Source organism: Lentzea sp. NPDC054927 (assembly GCF_053610285.1).
Genome location: NZ_JBSGXZ010000005.1, coordinates 313,484 through 336,493, shown reverse-complemented (window position 1 = coordinate 336,493; position 23,010 = coordinate 313,484). Strand labels below are relative to the sequence as shown.

Genomic DNA, 23,010 nt, shown 5'->3' with positions numbered 1-23,010 from the left:
TCGTGACCGATCCGCACCAGTATCTCGTGAACTTCGAACAGCGCCTTCAGCAGGCTCAGGAACAGGCGAACGCCATCCAGACCGCATTTCGCGAGTCCCGCACTGAAGCCCAGAGCCCGGACGGCTCGGTCATCATCACCGTGGGCTCCGGCGGACGAATCGAATCCCTGCAATTGACCCCGCGCGCAGACGATCTGGGCCACACGGCCCTCGGCCGCACGATCATGGAAACAATCCGTCGCGCCCAGGTCGAAGCCGCCCGCAAGATCGAAGAAACCATGCGGCCCCTTCTCGGTGACGGCGAAGGCATGACCTTCCTGCGCGAGCAGATCGACCAAGGCATTGCCGTGATCGACCCGGCAGGCACCGTCGAGGAGCCGAAGCCCGCACCCGGCCGTCCCGCTCCGCCACAGGGCGATGACGACGATTTCGGCGGAAGCTCGGTGCTGCGATGAGCTCAGGATTCGCTGCTCAGTCCGAGGCCATCGCCGCACACGGCAAGCAGATCGTGGGCCAGCTCGCCCCGTCCTTGCAGGAGGCGGTGTCCGCCTCCCAGGTGAATCTCGGCCCCACCGTGATGGGAGAACTCTGCCAAGGCTGGTCGTGGATCTTCAACGAGGAGCTCGACGACGCCAAGGCTCTCCTCGCCGCCCTGCCCAAGGCGTTCGAGTCGACCGGCGACGAGCTCTGCTCAACGGCCGAGGGCTATCAGCAGGTCGAGGAAGGCAACCGCACGGCGATGCAGGGGGGCGACCGATGAGCAACCCGCTGATCGCGAAGAAAGAGGACGACAAGAAGCGTCTCGCCGGTGCCGGCATCTTCGACACAGCCGAGGACCTCGTCATGCCCTTCGCCGAGGGCAAGACCATCGATCCAGTAGCCCTCGGCATCGACGGCGCCGCACTGGCGCTGGACGTCGCAGGCTTCCTCACAGACCCGCTGGGCACACTCGCCTCGTCCGTCGTGGGCTGGATCATCGAGAACGTCGGCTTCATCCGCGAGCCGTTCGACAAACTCATGGGTGACCCGCCAGCAATCGAGGCGATCGGCACGACCTGGGAGAACATCTCCAAACGCCTGAGCGACGAGGCCAACAACTACGAGTCACACGCCAAGACACTCATGGACTGGACCGGCGACGCGGCCGATGCCTACCGCACCCGCTGCAGCAGTCTGGCCGAACACCTCCGCGGATCGTCCGCTGCCGCATCGTCAGCCGCAAACAAGATCAAGGTGGCCGGCGCGGTCGTGGCCGCGACCAGGGCACTGATCCGCGATCTGCTGGCCGACCTGGCCGGAACCCTGCTGATGTGGGGCATACCGGCCGCAGCGTCGGCAATCCCGACCGCGGGCGCCTCCATCGCCGCCTTCATCACCCGTGCTGTCACCAAGGCCGTCGAAATCGGCACGAAGATCGCAAGGTTCGTCGCCAAGCTGTTCAAAGCCTTGGACAAACTCGGCTCGCTGGCGAAAAAGGCCGGCGCCGCAATGCGCAAGCAGGCCGACGACCTCGCCGCGCTGAGCAGGCAGATGCCGAACAGCCGCTACGGCAACCAACGCGCGGCGGAACTCACCTCCGACTCCGCGACGAAGGTCTCCAGGGCCGACTCGCTCGACAACCTGGGCGACGGACTCAGCAACGCGAGCAGGCGCATCCAGGACGGCGTCGACAACGCCATGAACAAAGTCGACGACATCGCCCAGCGCACGAGCCAGAAGGTCGACGACTGGGCAACTCGCGTGAAGGAGAACGGCCCAGCGCGCAAGCAAAAGGTCAAGGACTTCTACGAGTCGATGAACCAGCCGCCACTGTCGACCCGCAAGGACAACATGGGCGACCCCCAGTCCGGCCTCGGCCGCGCAGCCGACCGTGTCGACGCACCGCTGAGCAAGGGTCTGCTAGACGGCCAGAACTGGGTGCGTGCTGTGTCCAGCAGGGACATCACCCACCTGGTGCCGAACTGGGGCGACCTGGTCCACCCGTCGAAGGAGCTCTCCAAGGAGCTGAACAAGGCCGAAGGCGGCGGCCACAAGGATCCGGCGGAAGGCCGATGACAAAGCGCATCGCAATCGCGGCCGCCCTGTGGATCGTCGCTCTCTACACCGCTCACGCCGGCACGCTGTTCTTCGACGGAGAGGCAGGCTCAGGCGGAGAACCCAAGGGCTACGCGGAGAGCATCTCCTGTTCCCGCAACTGGTGGGCCTTCGGCGCCCTCTGGCACTGCAACGCCACCATCGCGGCCGACGACGGCAAGCAGTACCCGTACAGCAGCAAGAACTCCTCGCTCACACCTGCGGACATCGGCAAACGCGTACCGATGACCAACAACCGCGTGCGGTCCGGAAGGTCTTCGCAGGCAAGCGTGGAATGGGCGCTGGCCGAACGCAGGGAGCCCAACAAGGTCGCGTACATGCTGTCCCTCATGGGCATCCCTGTTGTCGCGCTGTACATGACGTTCCGCCTGTTCCGCCAGAAGAAACCGGCGAAGTGAAAGGCCACTAGCGGGGCCCGAGCATCGGCCTCTTCGAGGTCTTCTCCGATGCAATCCCAGCAATAGCGGCGATTCCCTGTTCTCCTGGGCCGCCCGCAACTACAGCGACGACTGGCTGATCTGTGGCGGCGGGCGGCGAGGTCGCGGATTTCCTGCACCTCGCCGACGATCTGACTCGGTCACCCTGTCGCGGTCGGCGGCCAGTATCAGACCTGCTGCGTGCCAACCGCTACCCTGCTCCTTGACAGACTGTCGCATCGTCGACACGAAGAGTTGCAGAAGCGCGTGTGCTACCCATTCGTCATTTTTGACTAGGTGCACCCCAATGGAGCAGGCAGGGAATATTCCACTCCGAGCGACCATAATTTCGCATGCCGCCGAACGGGTGAGTCGACACTCGATCAGACCATCGTTCACGATGATCCGAAATTGCACCGAGTAAACACGGCCGAGGAATTCCGCGCATTGGCGTGACACAACGATCTACATCATTTATTGCTTGACTTGCACGCCACGCCAGAACGAATCTCGAAAGGACGTCGGAGTCAGCCGAGGAGGCGCGATGGGGCGACCAGAACGACGCAGGTCTCCCGTCGACGGCGACGAGTTCGCGGCCGCCGTGTCCGCGTACGGTTCGGCACTCCTCCCCCGGATGCGCGGCGACGGTCGCAACGAAGATCGTCTTCGGCTCCCCGTGAACAAACTGTTCGAACGACTCGGCGAGATCGTTGGCCTGCGCGTCCACGTGCACGACGAGGTGACCATCACCGAGTTGCGTTCTCGACCCGACATCGCGGTCGACGTGCCGAGCGGTCGGGTGGGCTACGTCGAGCTCAAAGCACCTGGCAAAGGAACGCCGGAGACAAGCACGTGGCGGGGGGACAAACACGACCGCTTGCAGTGGGAAAAACTGAAGGCGCTACCTAATCTGATCTACACAGATGGAAGTTCGTTCGCTCTGTACAAGAAGGGCGTGCTCGTCGATCGCGCGGTCCGGTTGGATGGCGACATCGCGCGAGCCGGCAGCCGCCTCACGGTCACCGACGACGCGTTTGAGCGGCTCATCCGCGATTTCCTCTTCTGGCGCCCGCCTGAGCCACGAAGCCTACGCGCGATCGTCACCGAGGTCGCTCCGTTGTGCCGACTGCTCCGCGACCAGGTGATGGAAACCCTTCAGAAGGAACAGAGCACACCTGGCCGCAAGCCGTTCACGGGCTTGGCGAGCGAGTGGAGGGACATCCTCTTCCCGAACCCCGACGGACGCGACAACGACACCAACTTCGCCGACTCCTATGCACAGGCGGTCACGTTCGCCCTACTGCTGGCACGCGTCGACGGGATCAACTTCGAAGGTCGCACACCGTGGGCGATCGCAGAGCAGCTCGCGAAGAAGCACTCGTTGCTCGGTGCGGCGCTCGCCATGCTCGCGAACCCGAAGTGGGTGGGACACCTCAACATCGTGGACTCGCTGGTGAGGGTGATCGGCAACGTCGACTGGACGCACGTGCAACTCGGCGATGCAGACACCTACGCGCGGCTGTACGAGTCCTTCCTCGACGACTACGACCCAGCACTCCGACGCCAGAGCGGCACCTACTACACCCCCGCGCCGGTCGCCAGGTCGATGGTCGTGTTCGTCGACCAGATCCTGAAGAAGCGGCTGAACAAGAAGCGCGGGTTCGCCGCCGACGACGTGACAGTGCTGGATCCGGCGATGGGTGCAGGCACATTCCTGGCAGAGGTGCTGGAAAGTGCAGCAAACACGCTGCGGCGCATACGCAACACCGACGCAGTCCCCGCAGCCCACCTACGCGAACTCTTCGCCAACCGACTCGTCGGCTTCGAGCTGCAGGCCGCTCCGTTCGCCGTCGCAGAGCTGCGCCTGCACGCCACGCTCAAGAGCCGGTATCAGGTCGAGCTGCCGAAGGACGAGCCGCGGTTCCTCACCAACGCCCTGGACAACCCATATGACCAGCCGTTTCCCTTGGGGCAGTTGTACGAGGTGCTGACGGAGTCCAGGGAGAAGGCGAACCACCACAAGCGAAACGTCCCGGTGATGGTGGTGATCGGCAACCCGCCGTGGCGGGAGAACGCCCACGGCGCCGCACCGTGGCTGGAACAGCGCCGTGATCCGAGGAAACCCGTCGACACGTCGAACCGGCCTTCGCTCGACGAGTTCCGGATTCCCGGCGCGGGGCGTCACGAGTTCAACCTCAGCAACATGTGGACGTACTTCTGGCGCTGGTCAGCTTGGAAGGCCTTCGAGGCCAACGATCCTGCAGGGGTCGTCGCGCTGATCACGCCGAGCGCGTACCTCACGTCGAAGTCGTACGCGGGTATGCGCCAGTACCTTCGGCGGACTGCCGATGAAGGCTGGATCATCGACCTGTCGCCGGAAGAGCACCGTGCAGGCACGAACACCCGGATCTTCCCCATCACCCAGCACAAGATCTGCATCGGCGTCTTCGTCCGAGCGGGCGATCCACAACCGGAAACGCCTGCGACGGTGCACTATCGCGCCCTGTCAGGCACTCAAGCGGAGAAGTTCGCGGCTTTGGCGGACCTCGACCTGGACACGGGCTGGTCGAACTGTTCGTCCGACTGGCAGGCGGCTTTCCGGCCAAGCGACGACACATGGGCAACCTACCCGGCTCTCGGTGATCTGCTGCCGTGGCAGCAACCCGGCGTGAAACCGAACCGGAACTGGGTGTACGCGCCTGACGCCGAGACGCTGCTGCAACGATGGGCGCGCCTGGTGCACGCGAACGAAAACGAGAAGGCCGCGCTGTTCAAGGAAACGCGGGATCGGACCACTGTTGATCACGTTCGAGCCCAGCCCGGTGTACCGGCTGGTGCAGCCACCATCGCGGCCGAGACAGAACTCAAGCCGCGGTTGGCCCGTCTCACCTTCCGCAGCTTCGACCGCCAGGTCATGATTCACGATCGCCGAGTGATCGACTTTCCCAGGGCAGAGCTGTGGCAGGTGAGCGGTCCGAAGCAGATCTACGTGACTGAACAGCACGCTGATGCGCTGAGCGAGGGCACGGCATTGCATTTTGCTGCCTACGTTCCTGACATGCACTGTTTCAACGTCCGTGGAGGACGAGCAATCCCGCTCTACCGGGACCCGCAGGGCACCGCCCCGAATGTGGTCCCTCAGCTGCTGACGGCGTTGCGGCGGTTTACCGGAACGTCTGTTGGTGCTGAGGATTTACTGGCCTACATCGCAGCAATCACTGCGCATCCGGGTTACACGAGGCGGTTCCGCGAGCAGTTGAAGACGCCAGGAATCCGAGTGCCGATCACGCTGGAGACTCGCCTGTGGCGGCGAGCAGTCGAGGTCGGACGCGAGGTCATCTGGCTGCATACGTTCGGTGAGCGGATGGTCGATCCGGCAGCCGGACGGCCGCAGGGAATCCCTGATGACGCAAAACCGAGCCCCGTCTCGCCGGTGCCGTCAGGCGACGGGGAGATCCCTCGTTCAGCACGGCTGGATGAAGCGACCGAAACCCTGATACTCGGTGAAGACACTCTGTTCCAGGAGGCTGGCTGCATCCGTCCGGTCAGCCGCGCGGTGTGGAACTACTCCACTGGCGGCATGCCGGTCGTCCGCAAGTGGCTCAGCTACCGGCAGAGCGATCCAAGACACCGCAGACGCACCTCAGAGCTGGACAACATCAACCCGCAACGATGGACGGCCCAGTTCGACGAAGAGCTGCTGGAGCTGCTGGCCGTGCTCGACATGTGCGTCCGGCTTGAGCCTGAGCAGGACGAACTACTCGACGAGGTAGTCAGAGGTCCGCTCGTCACCGTGGCAGATCTCGAACGAGAGGGAGTCCTACCGGCGCCCGCGGCGTACCGGAAGCCACCAAAGGAACGCGAGCCTCCGCTGCTGTGACCTGCGAACAGCCGTTCGGTTCTGAAACTGTCAGATCATCCTGGCACGCTGGGTCGCATGCCGGACTTCCGCCGTTCGCGCACCTGACCGCGCCGAACGTCGACCTCTATCGCGCCGTGATGGGGGCGTTCGTCCGGGCCAAGCGCTGGTTCGTCGTGCACCTACGCCCCGAGGAGCTGGACCTGGACCTCGCGGTGGTCTGCTGTACGGCACTGGCGCCGAGAGGTCTGGGCATCGGTGGGTCTGATGCTGCGCCTGGCCTCACCGGACGTGTTCGTCTGTGAGAACCGGGTGGTCGTGGTGTCCGCGCCGACCGCCTCGGGCCGTCCTGCCCGCTGTTGGTCTGCACCAGCGGCCAGCCCAGCGCCGGCGATGAGCCGCGCGGACCGCCGAATCGAGGAGGAACTGGTGCTGGAGGACCTTCTGGATGATCTGTCGGCCTGATGGTCGTCCGCCCTGTCACCCGAAAGCCCTACAACGACCAGCTACCGTGGGCCCCGTGACGACGTTTCCACGGGTGCCGGCGGACCTGTTCCGCTTCACCACCACCGAGCACGCGGAGCTGCACACGGCAGTGCTGCGCGCATTCGGCGTGGCGAACGAACGGCTGGAGACCGCTCTCACTCTCGACGACCTGCATCAGCGGCTGAGGGATGTTGGCTGGCCCGAGCAGGTGACGGACGACGAGCTGATGGCGTCCCTCACCGCGTTGCGGCAGTGGGGGCTGATCGACGCGACGCAGCAGCGGTACGGCCTGACGAAACCGGGCGAGGCGGCGCACGCCGGCATCCAGCACGCCCACAGAACGCTGACCAGCAGCGGTGCACTGCAGACCGCCGTGCTCGACGCCATCGCGGACCGGCTGCAAGCGCTCGCAGAACCGGCGGACGACCGCCGCACGTTCACGGCGTTGATGGAGCTCGAAGGCCACCTGGACGCCCTCCAGGCCAACACCACGCGGTTCAACGCGGACCTGCAGCGGCTCCTCAGGGACGAGCAGGCCGACCTCGCCACGTTCCAGGACGTCAAGCGCACCACGATCACCTACCTGCGCGACTTCATCGCCGACCTCGACGCCCGGAAGCTCGGGATCCGCGACAAGATCGCCGACATCGACCCCGGCAAGCTGCACGAACGCGCGCGCAACGGCGCCGACCTCTACCAGGACGAGAACTGGCTGACAGACCGTCGAGCGCAGTGGGCGAGCCTCAAGACCTGGTTCCACGACACCCCGGCGCGCGCCGACGAACTGCAGGACGTGGCGCGGAAGGCGATCGTCCAGCTGTTGCGGGTGCTGGACCGGATCAGTGAGCGCAAGAAGCCGACGAACACCGCGGCCGACTTCAAGGCGCTCGCCCAGTGGTTCGCCAGGACCGAGACCGAGGACGAGGCGCACGAGCTGTTCAGCGCCGCGTTCGGGTTGTGGCCGGCGCGGCACGCTCACCTCGCGCACGCCGACGGCGAGTTGATCCCGAGCGGCGAGCCGTGGCACAACACGCCGCCGGTGCCGGTGTCGCCGCAGCTGCGCAAGACGGGCAAGCAGGAGCACATCGGCAGCACCGGCAAGGTCCGCAACGTCGACGAGGTGCGGCGCAACCGGCGCATCCAGGCGGAGAAGGAACGCGCGGAGCTCGAGCACGCGTGGCGGCAGATCCAGACCGACGGGGCGATTCGGATCTCCACGCTCACCAGCCTCGACCACGACACGTTCCACCGGCTGATCGACCTGGTCGGGCGGGCGCTGGGCAGCGATCCTGACAGCACCGGCACGCGCACGGCCGGCACCAGTGACGGACGGATGCAGATCAACCTGCGCAACGCCCGCGGCTGGGCGACCATCACCACCCAGAAGGGCCGGCTGAGCGGGCCCGACTACGTGATCGACGTGCAGAGCCGATGAGCAAGCTCGGGAACCAGCTGGCCAGGCTGGAAGGTGAGGAGGTGGCGCGCGGTGTGCGGATGCTGCTCGCACGTCCGTTGCTGACCGCCGTGCAGGACCCCGATGGCTTCGACCTCATCAGAAGGCGCCGCGAACCGATCGTGAAGTGGTTCGACTACTACTGCGGGTGGCGCGTGCACGTCGAACCACGTGCCGGGTACGCACGCCTGTTCAAGACGACGCAGCAGCCTGACCGCACACGGCCCATGTTCGACCGTCGGCGGTACATGTTGTTGTGCGTCGTGTGTGCGGAACTGCTAGCAGCACCAACGACTACAGCGGAAGCTCTTGCCGAACGCACGAAGCAGGCGATCGCGTTGGACGGCCTTCCGTCGTTCGACCCGAGCCGGCGCAGCGACCGCAACGCGTTCGCGGACGTGGTGAAGTTCCTCGAAGATCACGGCATCATCGAGCACAACGAGCCGCAACTGCGTGCCGATCCGATGCTGATCACGCGCCTGCTCGCCGCGCCGGTCTCGGCCTCCACAGTGGACACGATCGCGGACATGACCCACGAGACCCGGTACGAGAACGCACACCGCAGCCTGTGGCAGCGGCACTCCACCATGCGCAGGCTCATCGACGATCCCGTGGTGTACAAGGAAGATCTGACCGCCAGCCAGCTCGCGTTCCTCACGTCGCCGAGCGGCCGCAAGATCGTCCAGACGGGTGTCGGGCTCGCCGGTTGCACGCTGGAGGAACGGGCCGAGGGGTTTCTCGTGATCGACGCCGACGCAGTCGCCACGGACACAAGGTTTCCGGACGACGACAGCAACGCGAAGGTCGTCGCGTTGTTGTTGCTCGACCGGTTGGCACAAGGTCCCGCACGGTTCGAGGAACTGGTCGAAGAAACGCGCGAGCTGCTCACGAAGTTCCGCAACTGGGGCAAGGCCTACCAGTCGGACGGCGGCGCGGACAGGCTCGCGGCGGAAGGGCTCGAGTTGCTGGCAGCGTTCGGGCTCGCACGCACGGAGAACGGCACCGTTCGCAGGCTGCCCGCCGCAGCCAGGTACGCGGTGGAGGAGCTACATGACTGACCGGTGGCAACCCAGTCGCGCCGGGATCATCAACGTCTGGCGCTATTACGACGAGATCTTCTCGTTCTACCAGGGCCGGCTGTTGCTCAGAGGTCCCAACGGCACGGGCAAGTCGAAGGCGCTCGAGCTGCTGTTGCCGTACCTGTTCGACGCGAACCTGCGTCCGCACCGGCTGTCGACGTTCGGCAGCGCGGATCGCACCATGCACTGGAACCTCATGGGCGAGGGCAACCAGGGCAGCACGCGCGTTGGGTACGTGTGGCTGGAGTTCGAGCACGGCGAGCAGTGGTTCACGTGCGGTGCGCGGTTGCAGGCCACCACGAACACGTCCAACGTCACGGCCACCTACTTCACGACGTCGTTGCGGGTCGGCGATCTGGCGTTGGTGAACGAGGCCGGACGGCCGTTGACCAAGGCGGATCTCGTTGAGGCGATTGGTGAACACGGCGTAGTGCACGCCTCACCGGCCGACTACCGCCACACGGTGCGGACGACGTTGTTCCCCGGCGTGAGCGAGCAACGGTACGACTCGCTGATCACCGCTCTGTTGCAGCTGCGCACGCCGAAGTTGTCCGAGCGCCTCGACCCGAGCGTGCTGTCCTCGTTGCTGTCCAAGGCACTTCCGCCGCTGGACCAGTCCGATCTCACCGAGATCGCCGAGGGCTTCGAACGGCTCGATCGCCAACGCGAGGAGTTGCGGCGGCTCGACGAGGAGATCCTCACCGCCGAACGGCTCGCGGACGTCCAACGCGCCTATGCCCAACGTGTGCTCGGTGCAGCAGCACGCGCGTTGGAGTCGTCTACTGAACAGCTTGAAGACGCGACGCGTGCCGCACGGATGAGCGAACGGCGCTATCAGCGCCAGGTGACGCTGACCGACGAGGCCTTCGAGCAGCTCGTGGCGCTGGGACGGGAGGCGAGCGCGGTCGACGCCGAGATCGCCGGCATCTCCGACCTGCCCGCCTACCAGGAGGGCAAGCAGCTCGACCTGTTGCGGCAACAGCTTTCCGCCGCGAACCTCCGTGCCACGGAGGCCGCTGCACACGCCGCGAAACTCCGGGCGCTCGCCGTCGCGGACGAGGAACAGGCCGCGCAGGCCAAGTCCGACGCGGCCGCCCGTGCCGACGAGGTGCGACGGTCGACGACGATCGCCAGGGAAGCCGCCGAGCTCGCGCGGATGCCGTCGGTGTTCGAGGAGATCGAGGCCGGCACCGACGCACGCGCGGGCCGTCAGCTGCTCACCGCCGCTGTCGACGCACGAGATGCCGAGATCAGCGCGGTCATGCGTGCCGTTGCAGCGCACGAGAGAGCTGTCGACGCACGTGATGCCGCACGCCAACGGCTTGAGGAAACCCACGAGGAACTCGACCTCGCCACGGAGGCGGAGGCCTCGGCCCAACGGGCGTTCGAGCAAGCGTTTGCGAAGTTCGGCGCGGACTTCGAGACCTGGGCTCACGGCTGCTCTGAGCTGCAAGTTTCCGCGCAGGGCGAGGTCGCGGAAGCCGCCGCCATCGCCCGCGAGGAATTCAGCGGCATCGAGGCACGCCTGCACGAGACACGCACGGCGTTGAACGACCAACTCTCGCAGTACAACTCCATCCGCGAGAAGCTCGCCAACCAGGTCGACGTGCCACCGCCCGCGCCTTACACCCGCGACGTCGAACACCGTGCCCTTGCCGCCGGCGCTCCTCTGTGGCGTTTGGTCAACTTCCGTCCGGACACGCCACCAGCCGTGTGCACCGCAGTAGAGGCAGCGCTGGAAGCGTCCGGACTCCTCGACGCGTGGATCACGCCGGGCAACTCGTTCGGCCTCACCGACCACGACCGCTTCGCCGAACCGCTGCTCGCCGGCCCCGCGCCCGGCCCGACGCTGCTGGAAGTGCTCGTCACCGACGACGAACGCTGCTACCGCGTCCTGGAAGGCATCGCGTTCGGGGAAACGGCTCCACGCCACATCGCGGCCATCGGTGCAGACGGCACGTGGCGTCTGGCCAACTCACACGGCCGTTGGAGCAAACCCTTCCCCACCTACATCGGCTCGGACTCACGCAAACGCGCGCGGGCGGGCCGAATCGCCGAGCTCACCGGCCTGATCGAGCAGCTCGCCACCGATCTGTCCGGTGTGGACGCCGCCCTGAACCAGATCGCCGTGCGCCGCGCGACCCTGGCCGGCGAACTCGCCAGGCAGCCCTCCACCGATCCGCTCGAGATCGCCGAGGACCAGCGCACCAAGGCCCAGCTGCGGTGCGCGGCGCGGAAGGACGCCGTCGCGGCCGCGACCCGGCGGCTGTCGGACGCGGAACTGGCCGTGGCGGAGACCCTGCGCGGCATCGACACCGACGTACCCGACGCGGAGGCGGTGTCGGCGTTCCGCACCGCCGGCCACCGCTGGCTGGACGACCGCCACGACGCCTTCGCGGCGGAAGCGCTGTCGCACGACGCCCTGAACCGGGCCTCGATGAGCAGCTCGCTCGCCGATGAGGCAGAAGAGACCGCCGGAGCCCGTCAGCAGGAAGCCGCCGACCTCGCCATCACGCTGGACACCGTCGAACGGTCCGCGGGCTCCGAGTTCCACGCCCTCGACCAGCAGCTCATCTCGTTGCGCACCAAGGCACTCTCTCTGGCCGAGCAACGCGAAATGCTGCAAGACAAGCAAACAGGCCTGGCGCGCACCCTCGGCACGTTGGAGGAGAAGCGCAAGATAGACACCGCACGCGCGACGGAAGCCACCATCGTCCGCGACACGGCCGACGAGCGCTACCGCCACCTCACCAGCGGCCACCTGCCCGCCGACGCCGGTGACGTGCCGGACGACGTCGTGGACCTGAGGCTGATCCGCGACTTCGAGTCGCGTCTCGGCATGACAGTGCACGAGGCCCGGCAGAAACTGGCCGGCAGCATCGACCTCTCTCTGGACCCCGACGAAGACGTCATGGTCCTGAGCGCGACGCTCGACGGCGCACGGATGGGCGCGCACGCGCTGTTGGAGACGTTGCAAGCCGAACGCGACCGCGTGCGCACGCACATCACGGACGGCGAGCGCGACCTCTTCGACCAGACCCTCACCGGCGACACCCGAAGGCACATCGCGCAACGCATCCAGGGCGCCGCCGAGCTCGTCACCACCATGAACCAACGCTTGGAGCGCGTCCAAACCGCGTCCGGCATCCGCGTGCAACTCGACTGGCAGGTAGATCCCCAACTACCGCCAGGCACTCGTGAAGCGCGTGATCTCCTGCTGCGCTCAGACCTCGACGCGGCCGAACGCGCGTTGCTGCACCAGTTCTTCCGCGAGCGCGTGGAAGAAGCACGAGCCCACGACACCGCAACGGGCTGGGAACAACAACTCGCGCAGGTGCTGGACTACACGACGTGGCACCAGTTCGTCGTGAAGGTGGACCGCGGCGAAGGCTGGGTCCCCGTCACCAAACGCGTCCACGGCGCCCTGTCCGGCGGCGAGAAGGCCATCGTGCTGCACCTCCCGCTGTTCGCCGCGGCGGCCGCGCACTACCAGGCCACGCCTCACGCACCCCGGCTGATCCTGCTGGACGAGGTCTTCGTCGGCGTCGACGCCACCAACCGCGGCCAGTTGCTGGAACTGCTGGTCAACTTCGACCTGGACCTGGTGCTCACGTCGGACCACGAGTGGTGCGACTACCAGGAGCTGACCGGCATCGCCATCCACCAGCTCACCACCGGCACCGACGGGGACGACGCCGTGACGACGGTCCGCTTCACCTGGGACGGCCACAGCCTCAAGGCTGATGACTGAACAACGCCAGCAGTTCCCGCTGCTCCTCGGTGAGGACGAACGCCGGGTTGCGCCGCGGGTAGATCTCCGCGTCCTCCCACAACTGTCCGCGCACGCTGGACGCGGTGCCGATCTTGAGTCCGCGAGCCCGAAGCTCGGCCTTGAGAGCCGCCGCGTCGAAGAGGTGCACGGCGTCGATCACCATGGGCCTGGCCGTGCCGAGTGAACTCTCCGCGGGCGCCTTCGGACCGGTCAGCACGAGGTAGAGGTCCGGCCCGTCCTCGTGCAGGTCCACCAGGTTCTCGCGCTTCAGGTACCACCTGATGTTCACGGTCCGGCCGTCCGCGAACAGGCCGTCGACGGACTTGGCCGCGTGCTCGTCCAGCGCGATCCCGAAGACCTGCGCCGCGATCCAGTCGCCGAGGTGCCCGGACAGCGCGGGCCGTCTGATGCACGCCGACAGCGCGGCGTCGATGCGGTTGCGCTCCCGGATCAACCCGGCCACCCACCTCACGTCGTTCATCGCACTCCTCTCACGAAAGCCGAACCTCGCAGCACGTCGCTCACGTCCACCCCGAGCAGCGACGCGACCAGCCCGAGGTCGGCCTCCTCGTCGGCGGACCCCACGCCTTCCTCCCACGCGGCCTCTGCCAGCGCGCCGAGATAGCCGCGGTGCAGCCCCATCACCTCGGGCAGGCCCAGGCCGAGCGCGCAAGCGGCCTCACGCAGTTCCTCCTGCTCCTCCACCGAAAGGTGCCGATCGACCAACGCCCGGTCCAGCACGGCGAGGTAGTCGTCGCCGCCGGGTGTCTCCACGCGCGGGAGCAGTCGCACGAGCTTGGCCAGGAAGTGCTGCTCAAGCGGATGACGATGACTGCGTTGCACGGCGAAAACGCTGGTCCGCGGCAGGTCCAGGCGCACGGGTGGAACGTCCCCGACGCGGTCCAGGCATCGCGACAGCAGACCCGCGGACGCCCGTGCGTCGTGCAACGCGGAGTGCGCGGTACCCATCGGCACGCCGGCCGCCGAGCAACACGCGGCGAGCGAGCGTGAGGAAGCGCCGAGGAACCTGCCGGCGAGGTCCATCGTGCACAGCCCCGTGGCCACGAACTCGTGACCCAGCCGGGCGAACTCCGCGTGCAGGAACCGCAGGTCGAACGACAGGTCGTGCGCCACGATCACCCGGCCAGAGAGGCGTGCGGCGAGTTCGCCCGCGATCCCCGCGAAGTCGGGCGCGCGGCGGACGTCGGCGGCGCTGATGCCGTGCACGTGCTGAGCACCGAGGTCGCGGCGCGGGTCGACCAGCGTGCACCACTCGTCGGTGCGGCGGCCGGACGAGTCGGCGTGGACGACCGCGACCTCGATCACCCGGTGGTGCTGACCTGGTGACAGCCCGGTGGTCTCGACGTCGACGACCGCGTACCCGTTGCCCATGCCGGGGCTGTCGTTCGGACCCGTGCCGTCCGTTATCCGCTGTCATCCGATAGGACTAACGCGAGCTCGCCACGGGTCGTGATGCCGAGCTTCGAGTAAGCGTTCGACAGGTGGTTGTCGACAGTCCGCACGGAGATCACCAACGCCGAAGCGATGTCCTTGTTGGTCAACCCTCGTGCGGCCAGCACGGCGATCTCGCGCTCACGACGGGTCAGTGGCGCTGCGGTGATGCGAGCCAACGCAGGCGTGCGCGCGCCCTCGCAGAAGCTGATCAACCGTCCGTACAACCCACGATTGTCTGACGCGGCAGCAGCTTCCGCCGCGAGCAGCATGAACCCGGCCTCTTCGAACCGTGCGGCCACTTCCACCAGCGCAGCGGAGTCGTTGCGCACCAACGCATCCGCATGTGCCGCGAACACCGGCACCAGCAGCCCCGTGGTCGTTGAGGCGAGCTCACGCAACCGTTCCAGTGCATCTGCCGCGTACCCGAGCCGTACAGCCTCGTGCAGGAACAACGCCTCAACAGCGAGCTCACCGTGCGCACGTGCATCCGCCGCCGCCTCGAAAGGCGACGTGCCACCAGCCCAGATCCGCGCCAACCACAGCACGAACCGATACGGTCGTTGCCCTTGCGGCACCAGCTTTTCCGCGTCAGCGAGCAACGAGCGTGCGTCGTTGCCCAGCAATGCCTCGACGTGCGCGAGTTCGCACAACTTCACGAACGGGCGCACCGGCCGTGCCTCTCGCAGCAACCGCTGTGCCTCAAGCAGCCGCCCACCCGCGCGTGCCAGCCCAGCCAGCGACACCGCCCAAGTGGTCCGCATGGAATCCCATTCGGCCTTCTCGCGATGTGCCTGCACGGCAAGACGTTCCGCACGAATCAGATCGCCGTGCACGGAGTAGACGAACACCTCAGCGAACATGGTCGTTTCGACGCCCATCCCGGCATTGGGGTCCGGCGGGATGACCGGGAACGGCCCCACGTAGCGGCCCTGCACCGCGTCCACCATCGCGAGGATCGCGGCCTGGTCCGGCGCGTCGTACGAGAGGATCGCACGGACCTCGTCGTACTTGCCCGCGTCGAACAGCAGCACGGACCGTGCGATGTGGTCCTCGAGCATCGGTGCGGCTTCCTCGCTGCGTCCGAGACCCCAGCCGAGGTTCAGGGCACGCATGGTGCGCATTTCGATCGGGTCGTCATCGGTGGCGATCATCGCGAAGAGCTCTTCTGCTTCCTCCGCGCGGTCGGTGAAGACCAGCACCTCGGCCAACAACCGTCCGGCGTCCACACCACCACCGACGGCCCATGCGGCGCGTGCGAGTCGTTCCGCCAGAACAACACCACCCGTCGCACTGGCCAGACGCCCCGCGTTAACCAACTCCGCCGGATCGTCCGCCGTACCGCTGTCCAGACGCAACACGGCTACGCGCAACGGATCGTCGAGCACGGACGCCAGATGGCGCTGATGGTTGCGCTTGCGCAGAGGAGGGCACTGCGCACGCAAAACCTCGCCGTACAATGGATGCGCGAGCCGCAGCCCGTCCGACGACACGGTGACGAGCCCGTCCAACGCCTCCGACGCGGCCAGGTCGAGCGGCTCACCGAACGCCAGCAGCTCCAGCACCCGGCGTTCCTCGGCCGGCACAGCGGCGAGGTGCGCCTCGATCAGCTCCACCAACCGCGGCGACAGCGGCAACGGCCCGTCCAACGACCACATACCGTCGTGCGACACCCACCGCGCGGCGAAGTGCATCTCTCGCAGCAGCAACATGTTGCCAGAAGAAGCAGTCCACAGCCGGTCCGCGGAAGTGCGGTCCACGGCGCCGCCGAGCACGGTCTCCAGCACCTCGGTCACCGCACCCCGCCCGAGCGGTGCGAGCTCGATGCGCGGCAGCAGCTCGTCCTTCCACAGCGCCACAACGGGATCGGGCGCGCGCTCGCCTGAACGCAGCGTCGCCACCACCACGGCCTCACGGTGCTGCACGAGCATGTGCAACAAACCCGCCGACGCGTCGTCGAGCAGATGCACGTCATCGACCACAAGCACGCGATCGCGCAACGCAGTCCGTGCGGCGTACAACATGGCCAACGGCGAGGGCTCCACCTCGGGCAAGAAAGGTGCGAGCACGCCGAGTGGAATGTCCGACATCGCGGAGGTCGCCCGCACCCGGACATCGCACGCGACCTCGTCCAACAGCCGTGTCTTGCCCACGCCGGCAGGGCCCGCCACGATCAGCCCAGGACCGCGCACCGCACGCCGGACCGCGATGAGTTCGGCGTCCCTCCCCACGAACGGCCACCCCATGCCCTCAGGCTAGGTGATCCGCGAGACCAACATGCGTGATCACTTACTCATGCCCTCGACCAGCGCAAACGTCACGCTGAGCCCATGAGCTTCTTCAAGGATCCGAAACCGTACTTCGACCGGTGGCACGAGCAGGGCCCCGCGCTGGTCGAGACCCCGGACGGCCAGAGGTCGTGGATGATCAGCCGCTACGACGACGTCGTGCAGGCGCTCAGCCACCCCGGCCTCAGCAGCGCGATCATCCCGGGCGGCATGCTCAACCACACCGACCCGCCGGAGCACACACAGCTGCGCAAGCCGATCGCGCGCGCGTTCTCCACACGGCGGATGGAAGCCCTACGGCCGCGCATCCAGCAGATCACCAACGAGCTCCTGGACGCGTGGGAGACCGAGGACGAGGTCGACGTGATCGACACGTTCGCCTACCCGCTGCCGATCACCGTCATCTGTGAACTGCTGGGTGTGCCCGAAAGGGACAGAAAGGAGGTCCGCAACCTCACAGCGGAGCTGCTCGCACCAGAGACCATGGCGGAGGCCTACGGCAGGTTCGCGATGTACGTGCAGCGCCTCCTGGACACCAAGGAGCCCGGTGACGACGTCATCACCGAGCTGCGGGACGAGCCGAACCTCGTGAACACCCTTGTGCTGCTCATCACAGCAGGGCACGAAACGACCGTGCAGCTCATCGGCAACGGTCTGCTCGCGCTGCTGCGCGATCCCGCCATGAAGCAGAAGCTGGTCGACGATCCGATCATGATTCCGGAGGCCGTCGAGGAGCTCCTGCGCCACGACGGGCCGTTCGCATGGGGGATCGCTCGCACCGCCACGTCCGACGTGGAGATCGGAGGGGTCACGATTCCGCGATCTTCGCAGGTCACCGTCTCACTTGGGGCGGCGAACCGGGATCCGTCCCGGTTTCCGGATCCGGACGTGTTGCAGCTGGGTCGAGACCCACACGTCACGTTCGGGCACGGGATCCACTACTGCGTGGGCGCGCGGCTCGCTCGCATCGAGGGAGAGATCGCGTTCGGAACGCTTCTTCGGCGTTTCCCGGAACTCGCGCTCGCCGCTGAGCCCGAGTGGCGGGAGGCATTCATCCGAGGCTTGGCGTCATTTCGCGTGCGACCGAAGCCTTGACGGCGGCACGGGCTGCCGACAGGTCGTCGACGGCGTAAATCTCCGGGCAGGAGGCGATGACGAGGTCCTTGTCTGACGCGACAGTCAGCAAAGAAACTTTCTCCGTCAACGACTTCGCCTGCCGCACAACTCCCTTGGCATCGACGCGGATCAACGTGACCCACGTCTCTGACCAGGGAAAGTCTGCTACGGCGCTGGATTTACGCAGGCCTTCCACATCGAACTCGGCAAATCTGGGCATGACACCAAGATAACGAGTGAAGGTTGCGGAAAGTCAAAGATCACCCTTTCACCGCAATGCCGCCAGCAGATGAGACAGGTTGACACCAACGGCGTCCGCCAACCGGCGCACGACTTCTGGAGCGGGTGCGAGCGGGTGTGTCTCGCGGGTGAACGGCAAGCCTTCACCACCCGAAAACTTCGATTGCGGGGTAACGGGCGCGAGGATCGGGTAGACGCGCCAGCGCGGCACCTTCGAGTCCGCCATCGCGAGTGTGTTCTCGTGCCACAGCATCACCGCGGACTGCTTGATGTTGCGCGCGAGAACACATCCATAACCCGTGAGGGTGATCGCGCGCGCAGCCGCCCGAACCGCGTTCCGGAACTCCCCTTCCACCACCCACACGCCGTTCATGATCTCCGCGGTGAAGCCTTCCGTCTCCAGCGCGGCGATCGTTTCGGCGTACTGGTCGTCCGCGGCGGCCGTGGCCAGTTCGACGACCTCCTGGACCTCTGAGGCCGTCACCACCCGCGCGCCGGCCTCCGTGGAGTGGTGCAGGAGCCGTTCGACGTGACGGTCCTCCGCGTAGGCCGCCCACTCCTGGGCCTTCTCCCACGCTGACCGTGCGATGACATCGGCCTCGGAACCGCCGCGCAGCCGTGCGTCCTGCAGCAGCTGTGCGAGCACCACGGCGATGACAGAGCTCACGAGAGCGTCGTCACGTGACTCGTCGTTCTCGGGCACGAGCGTGGCCGCCAGGTCACGCAGATCCGCGCGCCAGCTCTCGTCGCCCGCCCACACGCCGATGGCGAGCAGGTTGAGGTAGTGATCCGCGATGGCCATCCGCACGAGCAACGGCTGAGTGCCCGCCTCACGCGCGTCCCGCCGTGCGGTGACCTTCATCTGCTGCCGTTCCGCGGGATCCGCCACCACGCTGACGCGGATCTTGTCGAGTTCGTCGAGGAAGTCGTCCCACCGGTCATCCGAGAACCGGGCGAAGACGTCGTCCACCTGAATACCTCCAGCTCACAGTCGAGCGACGGACTCGAGTACTCGTCTGGTTCGCGCCACTTCATGCGCGCGAAAGACCGCGGCGCCCGCCAACGCCGCGATCGCGGTCGCGACGAGGGTTCCCTCGACGCGCTCGTGCAGTTCCACGCCGAGGGTCTCCCCGACGAAGTCCTTGTTGGACAACGCCATCAGCACCGGCCACCCGGTCGCCACCAGCTCGTCCGTGTGCCGCACCAGCGCGAGGCTGTGCCATGTGTTCTTGCCGAAGTCGTGTGTGGGGTCGATCAGCACGCTCTTGCGAGGCACACCGAGCGCGACCACCTTCTCCGCGTGCGAGGTCGTCTCCGCGACGACGTCCGCCACCAGGTCCGGATAACTAACCCTATGCGGACGCGTTCGGGGCTTCACACCGCCCGTGTGTGAGCAGACGTAGCCGGCGCCGTACTCCGCGGCGACCTCTGCCAGTTTCGGGTCCGCGCCCGCCCACGTGTCGTTGAGCAGGTCGGCACCGGCCTCGCAGGCGAGCCGGCCGACGTCCGCGCGCCACGTGTCGCTGCTGATGATCAGGTCCGGGTAGGCGTCGCGCACGCGTGCGATGAACGGCACGACGCGGCGCACTTCCTCACCGGAGTCGACGAGGTCGCCGGGGCCCGCCTTCACGCCGCCGATGTCGACGATGTCCGCGCCCTCGTCGACGACGCGGTGCACGGCCTCCATCGCGACGTCCTCGGCGTAGGTGGCGCCCTTGTCGTAGAACGAGTCCGGGGTGCGGTTGATGATCGCCATCACCAGTGCGTGGTCACGGACGACGGTCCGGCCGCGGAACTGGAGCTCGATCACATCCCGTGTCTACCAGGTGGTCCCCGACCTGTGCACATGGCGGACGTCTCATACTGCGTGGCGTGGAACTGGTGAAAGCGGTCGACGCTCTCTGGCAGCGAGGCTGGCTGCCGTACGACGTCCGCGAGATCGTGTCGCGTTCGCTCGACGAGTCGGCTGCCTCTCTCGTGGTGGACGTGATCGCTTTGTCCTGTTCGCCTCATGTCGAGGCGACGGTGCACCCGCGGTGGCGGCGTCAGCTCGATGAGATCGGCGCCACCGTGTGGTGGGAAGGCCCGTTGCTGGAGGCGTGGGCAACGCGCCACATCGAGACACGGGCGTATGCGTCTCGCACGGCCGCCGACCTGTTGGCGTTCCTCGGGCGGTTGCCTTCGTTGCCGGTCATCCTGCCGTTGCCGGGCGACAGGTTGATGTCGGCCGTGCGCGCGGGTCTCGACCCGAAGGTGCTCAACCGTGTGCGTGGTCTGCTCGCCAAGGCCGAGTCGACGTCGTTCCCCGAAGAGGCCGAGGCGCTGTCGGGCAAGGCGCAGGAGCTGATGAACCGGCACGCGCTGGAACGGGCGATGCTCGACGCGGACCTGCCGGCGTTGGCGACGTCGCGGCGGATGTGGCTGGACAAGAGCTACTTCAAGGAGAAATCGCAGCTCGTGCACGTGGTGGCCACGGCGTTCCGGTCACGTGCGGTGGCCTACGACGCGTTCGGGTTCATCGCGCTGGTGGGTGACGAGGTCGACCTGGAGGGCGTGGAGCTGCTGTCGACGTCGCTGCTGGTGCAGGCGACGCGGGCGATGGTGGCGGTCGGGGGGAAGACCGGGAAGGGCAGTGAGGCGCGCTCGCGGCCGTTCCGGAAGTCGTTCCTGGTGGCCTTCGCGTCGCGGATCAGCGAGCGGCTGACCGACACGCCGGACGAGGTCGTCTCGGACGAGCGGTTGCTGCCGGTGCTCGCGGACCGCAAGAAGGCCGTGGACACGTTGTTCGAGGAGATGTTCACGCGCACGCGCACCTCACGCGTGACGGTGCGTTCGGCGGCTGGGTGGGGTGCGGGCCGTGCTGCCGCGGACGCGGCGGACATCGGTACCGGCCGGAAGACCGTGACATCGGGATAGGCTGACGCCGCCGCCCCGCGACCTAGGGTGGTGCACGTCCATGTTCGGGAAGTCTCTCGCCGTTGCCGCTGTGCTCGTGGTGGGCCTGACAGCTCCGGCGTCCGCGTCGTTCTCGCTGCTCAGACCTCTGACGCGGGGTGACGGCGACTCCACGACCCCGGTGATCAGCGCTGACGGACGTTATGTCGCGTTTCCCTCTCTCGCGTCGAACCTCGTGCACTCCGATCGGAACGGCGTCTCCGACGTCTTCGTGAAGGATCTGCGCACGGGTGTTGTGCGTTCTGCGTCGCGTGGTGGTGACGGGCCTTCGTTCGACCCGCCTGCTTTGAGCGCGGACGGGCGGTTCGTGGCGTTCGTGTCGTCCGCTGCGAACCTGGTGGCCGGTGACACAAACGGCGTTGACGACGTGTTCGTGACCGACATGCGCACCGGGCGCGTCTCACGCGTGAGTGGCGGCAACGGTCCTGCGTTCGGCAGTCCGGCGATCAGTGCTGACGGGCGTTATGTGGCGTTCCGGTCGGAGGCGTCGACGTTGGTGGAGGGTGACACCAACGGCGTGGCGGACGTGTTCCTGGCGGATCGGTCGACGGGTGCGGTGACGCGGATCAGCACGTCGGCCTCCGGGGTGCAGGGCGACAAGCTGGTGCACCACGGCCTCGCGATGAGCGCCGACGGGCGGCTCGTCGTGTTCCCTTCCGCCGCAACGAACCTGGTGCCGGGCGACACGAACGGCAGCGTGGACATGTTCGTGAAGGACGTCGTTTCCGGTGCGGTGGAACGGGTCAACGTGTCTGCCGCGGGTGTGCAGACTTCCTCGTACACGCTGATGCCCGCTATCACGCCTGATGGCTCGCGCGTGTTGTTCGTGGCGTGGGGCGACACTTTGGTGCCCGGTGACACCGAGGACACGCCGGACATCTTCATGAAGGACTTGCGCACCAAGGCGATCACGCGCGTGAACACACGTCCTGATGGGACGATGTCGGACGCGCAGCCGTACCAACCGTCGGTGAGCGCGAACGGCCGTTACGTCGTGTACTCGTCGCTGGCGTCGAACCTCGTGCGTCGTGACACCAACAACGTCGACGACGTGTTCTTGAAGGACATGTCCACGGGCGCCGTCACGCGGTTGAGCGAGCGATTCGGCAGGCAGGGCAACAACTTCTCGGTGGCGCCGACCATCAGCGCGGACGGCCGCACGGTGGTGTTCGCGACGCTCGCGACGAACCTCTCCCCCGCGGACCCCACCCCTTCGAGTGAACTCCTCCTTCACAACCGCATCTGAAGGACCCCAAAGCGAAAAAAGAGTCAGACCCCCTCCCTAACGTCGACCCCATGACATCCACCTTCCACAACGAGATCAAGCTCGGCGAGGTCAACTACCGGCTGAGCGCGACGACGGACTCGGACGAGTCCCTGGTGCTGGACCTGCTGGGGTCGCTCGACTCGGGCGAGGTGATCGCGGACGGCCGCCTTCGGCTACCTGTCGAGGGCGGCGCCACGATCGGCAAACTCCTGGCCCGCGTCCTGGGCGCCCACACGCGCCTGCGCACCCGCCCGTCCCGGCACCGCAACGCCAACCAGCCCTGGACCGAATCCCTCGACGCCGACCTGCGCACCGCCTGGCTCACCCCCACCACCACCGAGGCACCCGCCCTGATCCGTTCCATCGCCGACACCATGGAACGCTCCGCCACCGCCATCCGAGCCCGCCTGCCCAGGGTCGGCTGCGACCCGGACGTCCCAGGCCGCGAACTCTCCGCGGCCGCGGCCGTCCTGCTAGGGGGAAAGTCAGGGGCCACTCAGGGCGAAACCTGATTCGCCAACCGCCAGCCCGGC

General features: G+C 66.8%; 20 protein-coding genes. 14 read left to right on the top strand and 6 right to left on the bottom strand.

The window, feature by feature from the left end:
- The first annotated feature begins 2 nt into the window (after positions 1-2).
- The 10 genes from ACWGE0_RS11645 (at position 3) to ACWGE0_RS11600 (ending at position 13,138) form a co-directional block, all read left to right on the top strand.
- The gene (locus ACWGE0_RS11645) at positions 3-455 is read left to right on the top strand and encodes a YbaB/EbfC family nucleoid-associated protein (RefSeq protein WP_452260825.1); all 453 of its coding nucleotides are present in this window, start codon (positions 3-5) and stop codon (positions 453-455) included.
- Complete coding sequence (locus tag ACWGE0_RS11640) at positions 452-760, top strand: hypothetical protein (protein ID WP_452260824.1); 309 nt, start codon at positions 452-454, stop codon at positions 758-760. Before ACWGE0_RS11645 ends, ACWGE0_RS11640 begins: the two co-directional genes overlap by 4 nt.
- Positions 757-2,055, top strand: coding sequence for a WXG100 family type VII secretion target (locus ACWGE0_RS11635; protein WP_452260823.1), 1,299 nt, complete (start codon positions 757-759; stop codon positions 2,053-2,055). The genes ACWGE0_RS11640 and ACWGE0_RS11635 overlap by 4 nt, the downstream gene beginning before the upstream one ends.
- On the top strand, positions 2,052-2,492 hold the full coding sequence (locus ACWGE0_RS11630) for a DUF6346 domain-containing protein (protein ID WP_452260822.1): 441 nt from the start codon (positions 2,052-2,054) through the stop codon (positions 2,490-2,492). The genes ACWGE0_RS11635 and ACWGE0_RS11630 overlap by 4 nt, the downstream gene beginning before the upstream one ends.
- Before the next feature lie 652 nt (positions 2,493-3,144).
- Positions 3,145-6,390 (top strand): type ISP restriction/modification enzyme, encoded by a 3,246-nt coding sequence (locus ACWGE0_RS11625; RefSeq protein ID WP_452260821.1) that lies wholly within the window; start codon positions 3,145-3,147, stop codon positions 6,388-6,390.
- Positions 6,387-6,674 carry a DUF2397 family protein gene (locus ACWGE0_RS11620; RefSeq protein ID WP_452260820.1) on the top strand — a complete coding sequence of 96 codons (288 nt, stop codon included), beginning with the start codon at positions 6,387-6,389 and terminating at the stop codon, positions 6,672-6,674. Before ACWGE0_RS11625 ends, ACWGE0_RS11620 begins: the two co-directional genes overlap by 4 nt.
- On the top strand, positions 6,628-6,834 hold the full coding sequence (locus ACWGE0_RS11615; RefSeq protein WP_452260852.1) for a hypothetical protein: 207 nt from the start codon (positions 6,628-6,630) through the stop codon (positions 6,832-6,834). Before ACWGE0_RS11620 ends, ACWGE0_RS11615 begins: the two co-directional genes overlap by 47 nt.
- Positions 6,835-6,889: 55 nt before the next feature.
- Positions 6,890-8,290, top strand: coding sequence for a TIGR02677 family protein (locus ACWGE0_RS11610; protein WP_452260819.1), 1,401 nt, complete (start codon positions 6,890-6,892; stop codon positions 8,288-8,290).
- Positions 8,287-9,366 carry a TIGR02678 family protein gene (locus ACWGE0_RS11605; RefSeq protein ID WP_452260818.1) on the top strand — a complete coding sequence of 360 codons (1,080 nt, stop codon included), beginning with the start codon at positions 8,287-8,289 and terminating at the stop codon, positions 9,364-9,366. The genes ACWGE0_RS11610 and ACWGE0_RS11605 overlap by 4 nt, the downstream gene beginning before the upstream one ends.
- Positions 9,359-13,138 carry a TIGR02680 family protein gene (locus ACWGE0_RS11600; RefSeq protein WP_452260817.1) on the top strand — a complete coding sequence of 1,260 codons (3,780 nt, stop codon included), beginning with the start codon at positions 9,359-9,361 and terminating at the stop codon, positions 13,136-13,138. The genes ACWGE0_RS11605 and ACWGE0_RS11600 overlap by 8 nt, the downstream gene beginning before the upstream one ends.
- Here the strand turns inward: ACWGE0_RS11600 and ACWGE0_RS11595 are convergent.
- Genes ACWGE0_RS11595 through ACWGE0_RS11585 form a run of 3 tightly spaced genes read right to left on the bottom strand, consistent with a single transcriptional unit; the run spans position 13,122 to position 16,857 of the window.
- Complete coding sequence (locus ACWGE0_RS11595; RefSeq protein ID WP_452260816.1) at positions 13,122-13,640, bottom strand: hypothetical protein; 519 nt, start codon at positions 13,638-13,640, stop codon at positions 13,122-13,124. The genes ACWGE0_RS11600 and ACWGE0_RS11595 overlap by 17 nt on opposite strands.
- Positions 13,637-14,551 carry a 3'-5' exonuclease gene (locus tag ACWGE0_RS11590; protein ID WP_452260815.1) on the bottom strand — a complete coding sequence of 305 codons (915 nt, stop codon included), beginning with the start codon at positions 14,549-14,551 and terminating at the stop codon, positions 13,637-13,639. Before ACWGE0_RS11590 ends, ACWGE0_RS11595 begins: the two co-directional genes overlap by 4 nt.
- A gap of 32 nt (positions 14,552-14,583) precedes the next feature.
- A complete protein-coding gene (locus ACWGE0_RS11585) occupies positions 14,584-16,857 on the bottom strand; it encodes a helix-turn-helix transcriptional regulator (RefSeq protein ID WP_452260814.1) in 2,274 nt (757 codons plus the stop codon).
- Positions 16,858-16,941: 84 nt separating this feature from the next.
- On the opposite strand from ACWGE0_RS11585, the gene ACWGE0_RS11580 reads away from it, so the two are divergent.
- Entirely contained in the window at positions 16,942-17,994 is a 1,053-nt protein-coding gene (locus ACWGE0_RS11580; protein ID WP_452260813.1) for a cytochrome P450 family protein, read from the top strand.
- On the opposite strand, the gene ACWGE0_RS11575 is transcribed toward ACWGE0_RS11580, so the two are convergent.
- The 3 genes from ACWGE0_RS11575 to folP are packed head-to-tail and all read right to left on the bottom strand — an operon-like array spanning position 17,951 to position 20,065.
- On the bottom strand, positions 17,951-18,235 hold the full coding sequence (locus ACWGE0_RS11575) for a hypothetical protein (protein ID WP_452260812.1): 285 nt from the start codon (positions 18,233-18,235) through the stop codon (positions 17,951-17,953). The two genes, ACWGE0_RS11580 and ACWGE0_RS11575, sit on opposite strands and share 44 nt — an antisense overlap.
- A gap of 48 nt (positions 18,236-18,283) precedes the next feature.
- On the bottom strand, positions 18,284-19,225 hold the full coding sequence (locus ACWGE0_RS11570) for a hypothetical protein (protein WP_452260811.1): 942 nt from the start codon (positions 19,223-19,225) through the stop codon (positions 18,284-18,286).
- Positions 19,226-19,240: 15 nt separating this feature from the next.
- Positions 19,241-20,065: a dihydropteroate synthase gene (gene folP / locus ACWGE0_RS11565; protein WP_319969126.1), complete on the bottom strand. Its 825-nt coding sequence runs from the start codon at positions 20,063-20,065 to the stop codon at positions 19,241-19,243.
- Between the two features lie 62 nt (positions 20,066-20,127).
- On the opposite strand from folP, the gene ACWGE0_RS11560 reads away from it, so the two are divergent.
- The 3 genes from ACWGE0_RS11560 to ACWGE0_RS11550 are packed head-to-tail and all read left to right on the top strand — an operon-like array spanning position 20,128 to position 22,989.
- Entirely contained in the window at positions 20,128-21,171 is a 1,044-nt protein-coding gene (locus ACWGE0_RS11560) for a DUF2786 domain-containing protein (protein ID WP_452260810.1), read from the top strand.
- A 40-nt stretch (positions 21,172-21,211) separates the two neighbouring features.
- Positions 21,212-22,456 (top strand): TolB family protein, encoded by a 1,245-nt coding sequence (locus ACWGE0_RS11555; RefSeq protein WP_452260809.1) that lies wholly within the window; start codon positions 21,212-21,214, stop codon positions 22,454-22,456.
- 50 nt (positions 22,457-22,506) lie between these two features.
- Positions 22,507-22,989, top strand: coding sequence for a hypothetical protein (locus tag ACWGE0_RS11550; protein ID WP_452260808.1), 483 nt, complete (start codon positions 22,507-22,509; stop codon positions 22,987-22,989).
- The last annotated feature ends 21 nt before the right edge of the window (positions 22,990-23,010 follow it).

Coding starts and splice junctions, on each gene's coding strand:
- ACWGE0_RS11640 (WP_452260824.1), top strand. CDS start 452: ATGAGCTCAGGATTCGCTGCTCAGTCCGAGGCCATCGCCGCACACGGC.
- ACWGE0_RS11635 (WP_452260823.1), top strand. CDS start 757: ATGAGCAACCCGCTGATCGCGAAGAAAGAGGACGACAAGAAGCGTCTC.
- ACWGE0_RS11555 (WP_452260809.1), top strand. CDS start 21,212: ATGTTCGGGAAGTCTCTCGCCGTTGCCGCTGTGCTCGTGGTGGGCCTG.
- ACWGE0_RS11575 (WP_452260812.1), bottom strand. CDS start 18,235: ATGCCCAGATTTGCCGAGTTCGATGTGGAAGGCCTGCGTAAATCCAGC.
- ACWGE0_RS11625 (WP_452260821.1), top strand. CDS start 3,145: ATGCGCGGCGACGGTCGCAACGAAGATCGTCTTCGGCTCCCCGTGAAC.
- ACWGE0_RS11580 (WP_452260813.1), top strand. CDS start 16,942: ATGAGCTTCTTCAAGGATCCGAAACCGTACTTCGACCGGTGGCACGAG.
- ACWGE0_RS11600 (WP_452260817.1), top strand. CDS start 9,359: ATGACTGACCGGTGGCAACCCAGTCGCGCCGGGATCATCAACGTCTGG.
- ACWGE0_RS11585 (WP_452260814.1), bottom strand. CDS start 16,857: ATGGGGTGGCCGTTCGTGGGGAGGGACGCCGAACTCATCGCGGTCCGG.
- ACWGE0_RS11605 (WP_452260818.1), top strand. CDS start 8,287: ATGAGCAAGCTCGGGAACCAGCTGGCCAGGCTGGAAGGTGAGGAGGTG.
- ACWGE0_RS11595 (WP_452260816.1), bottom strand. CDS start 13,640: ATGAACGACGTGAGGTGGGTGGCCGGGTTGATCCGGGAGCGCAACCGC.
- ACWGE0_RS11590 (WP_452260815.1), bottom strand. CDS start 14,551: ATGGGCAACGGGTACGCGGTCGTCGACGTCGAGACCACCGGGCTGTCA.
- ACWGE0_RS11630 (WP_452260822.1), top strand. CDS start 2,052: ATGACAAAGCGCATCGCAATCGCGGCCGCCCTGTGGATCGTCGCTCTC.
- ACWGE0_RS11550 (WP_452260808.1), top strand. CDS start 22,507: ATGACATCCACCTTCCACAACGAGATCAAGCTCGGCGAGGTCAACTAC.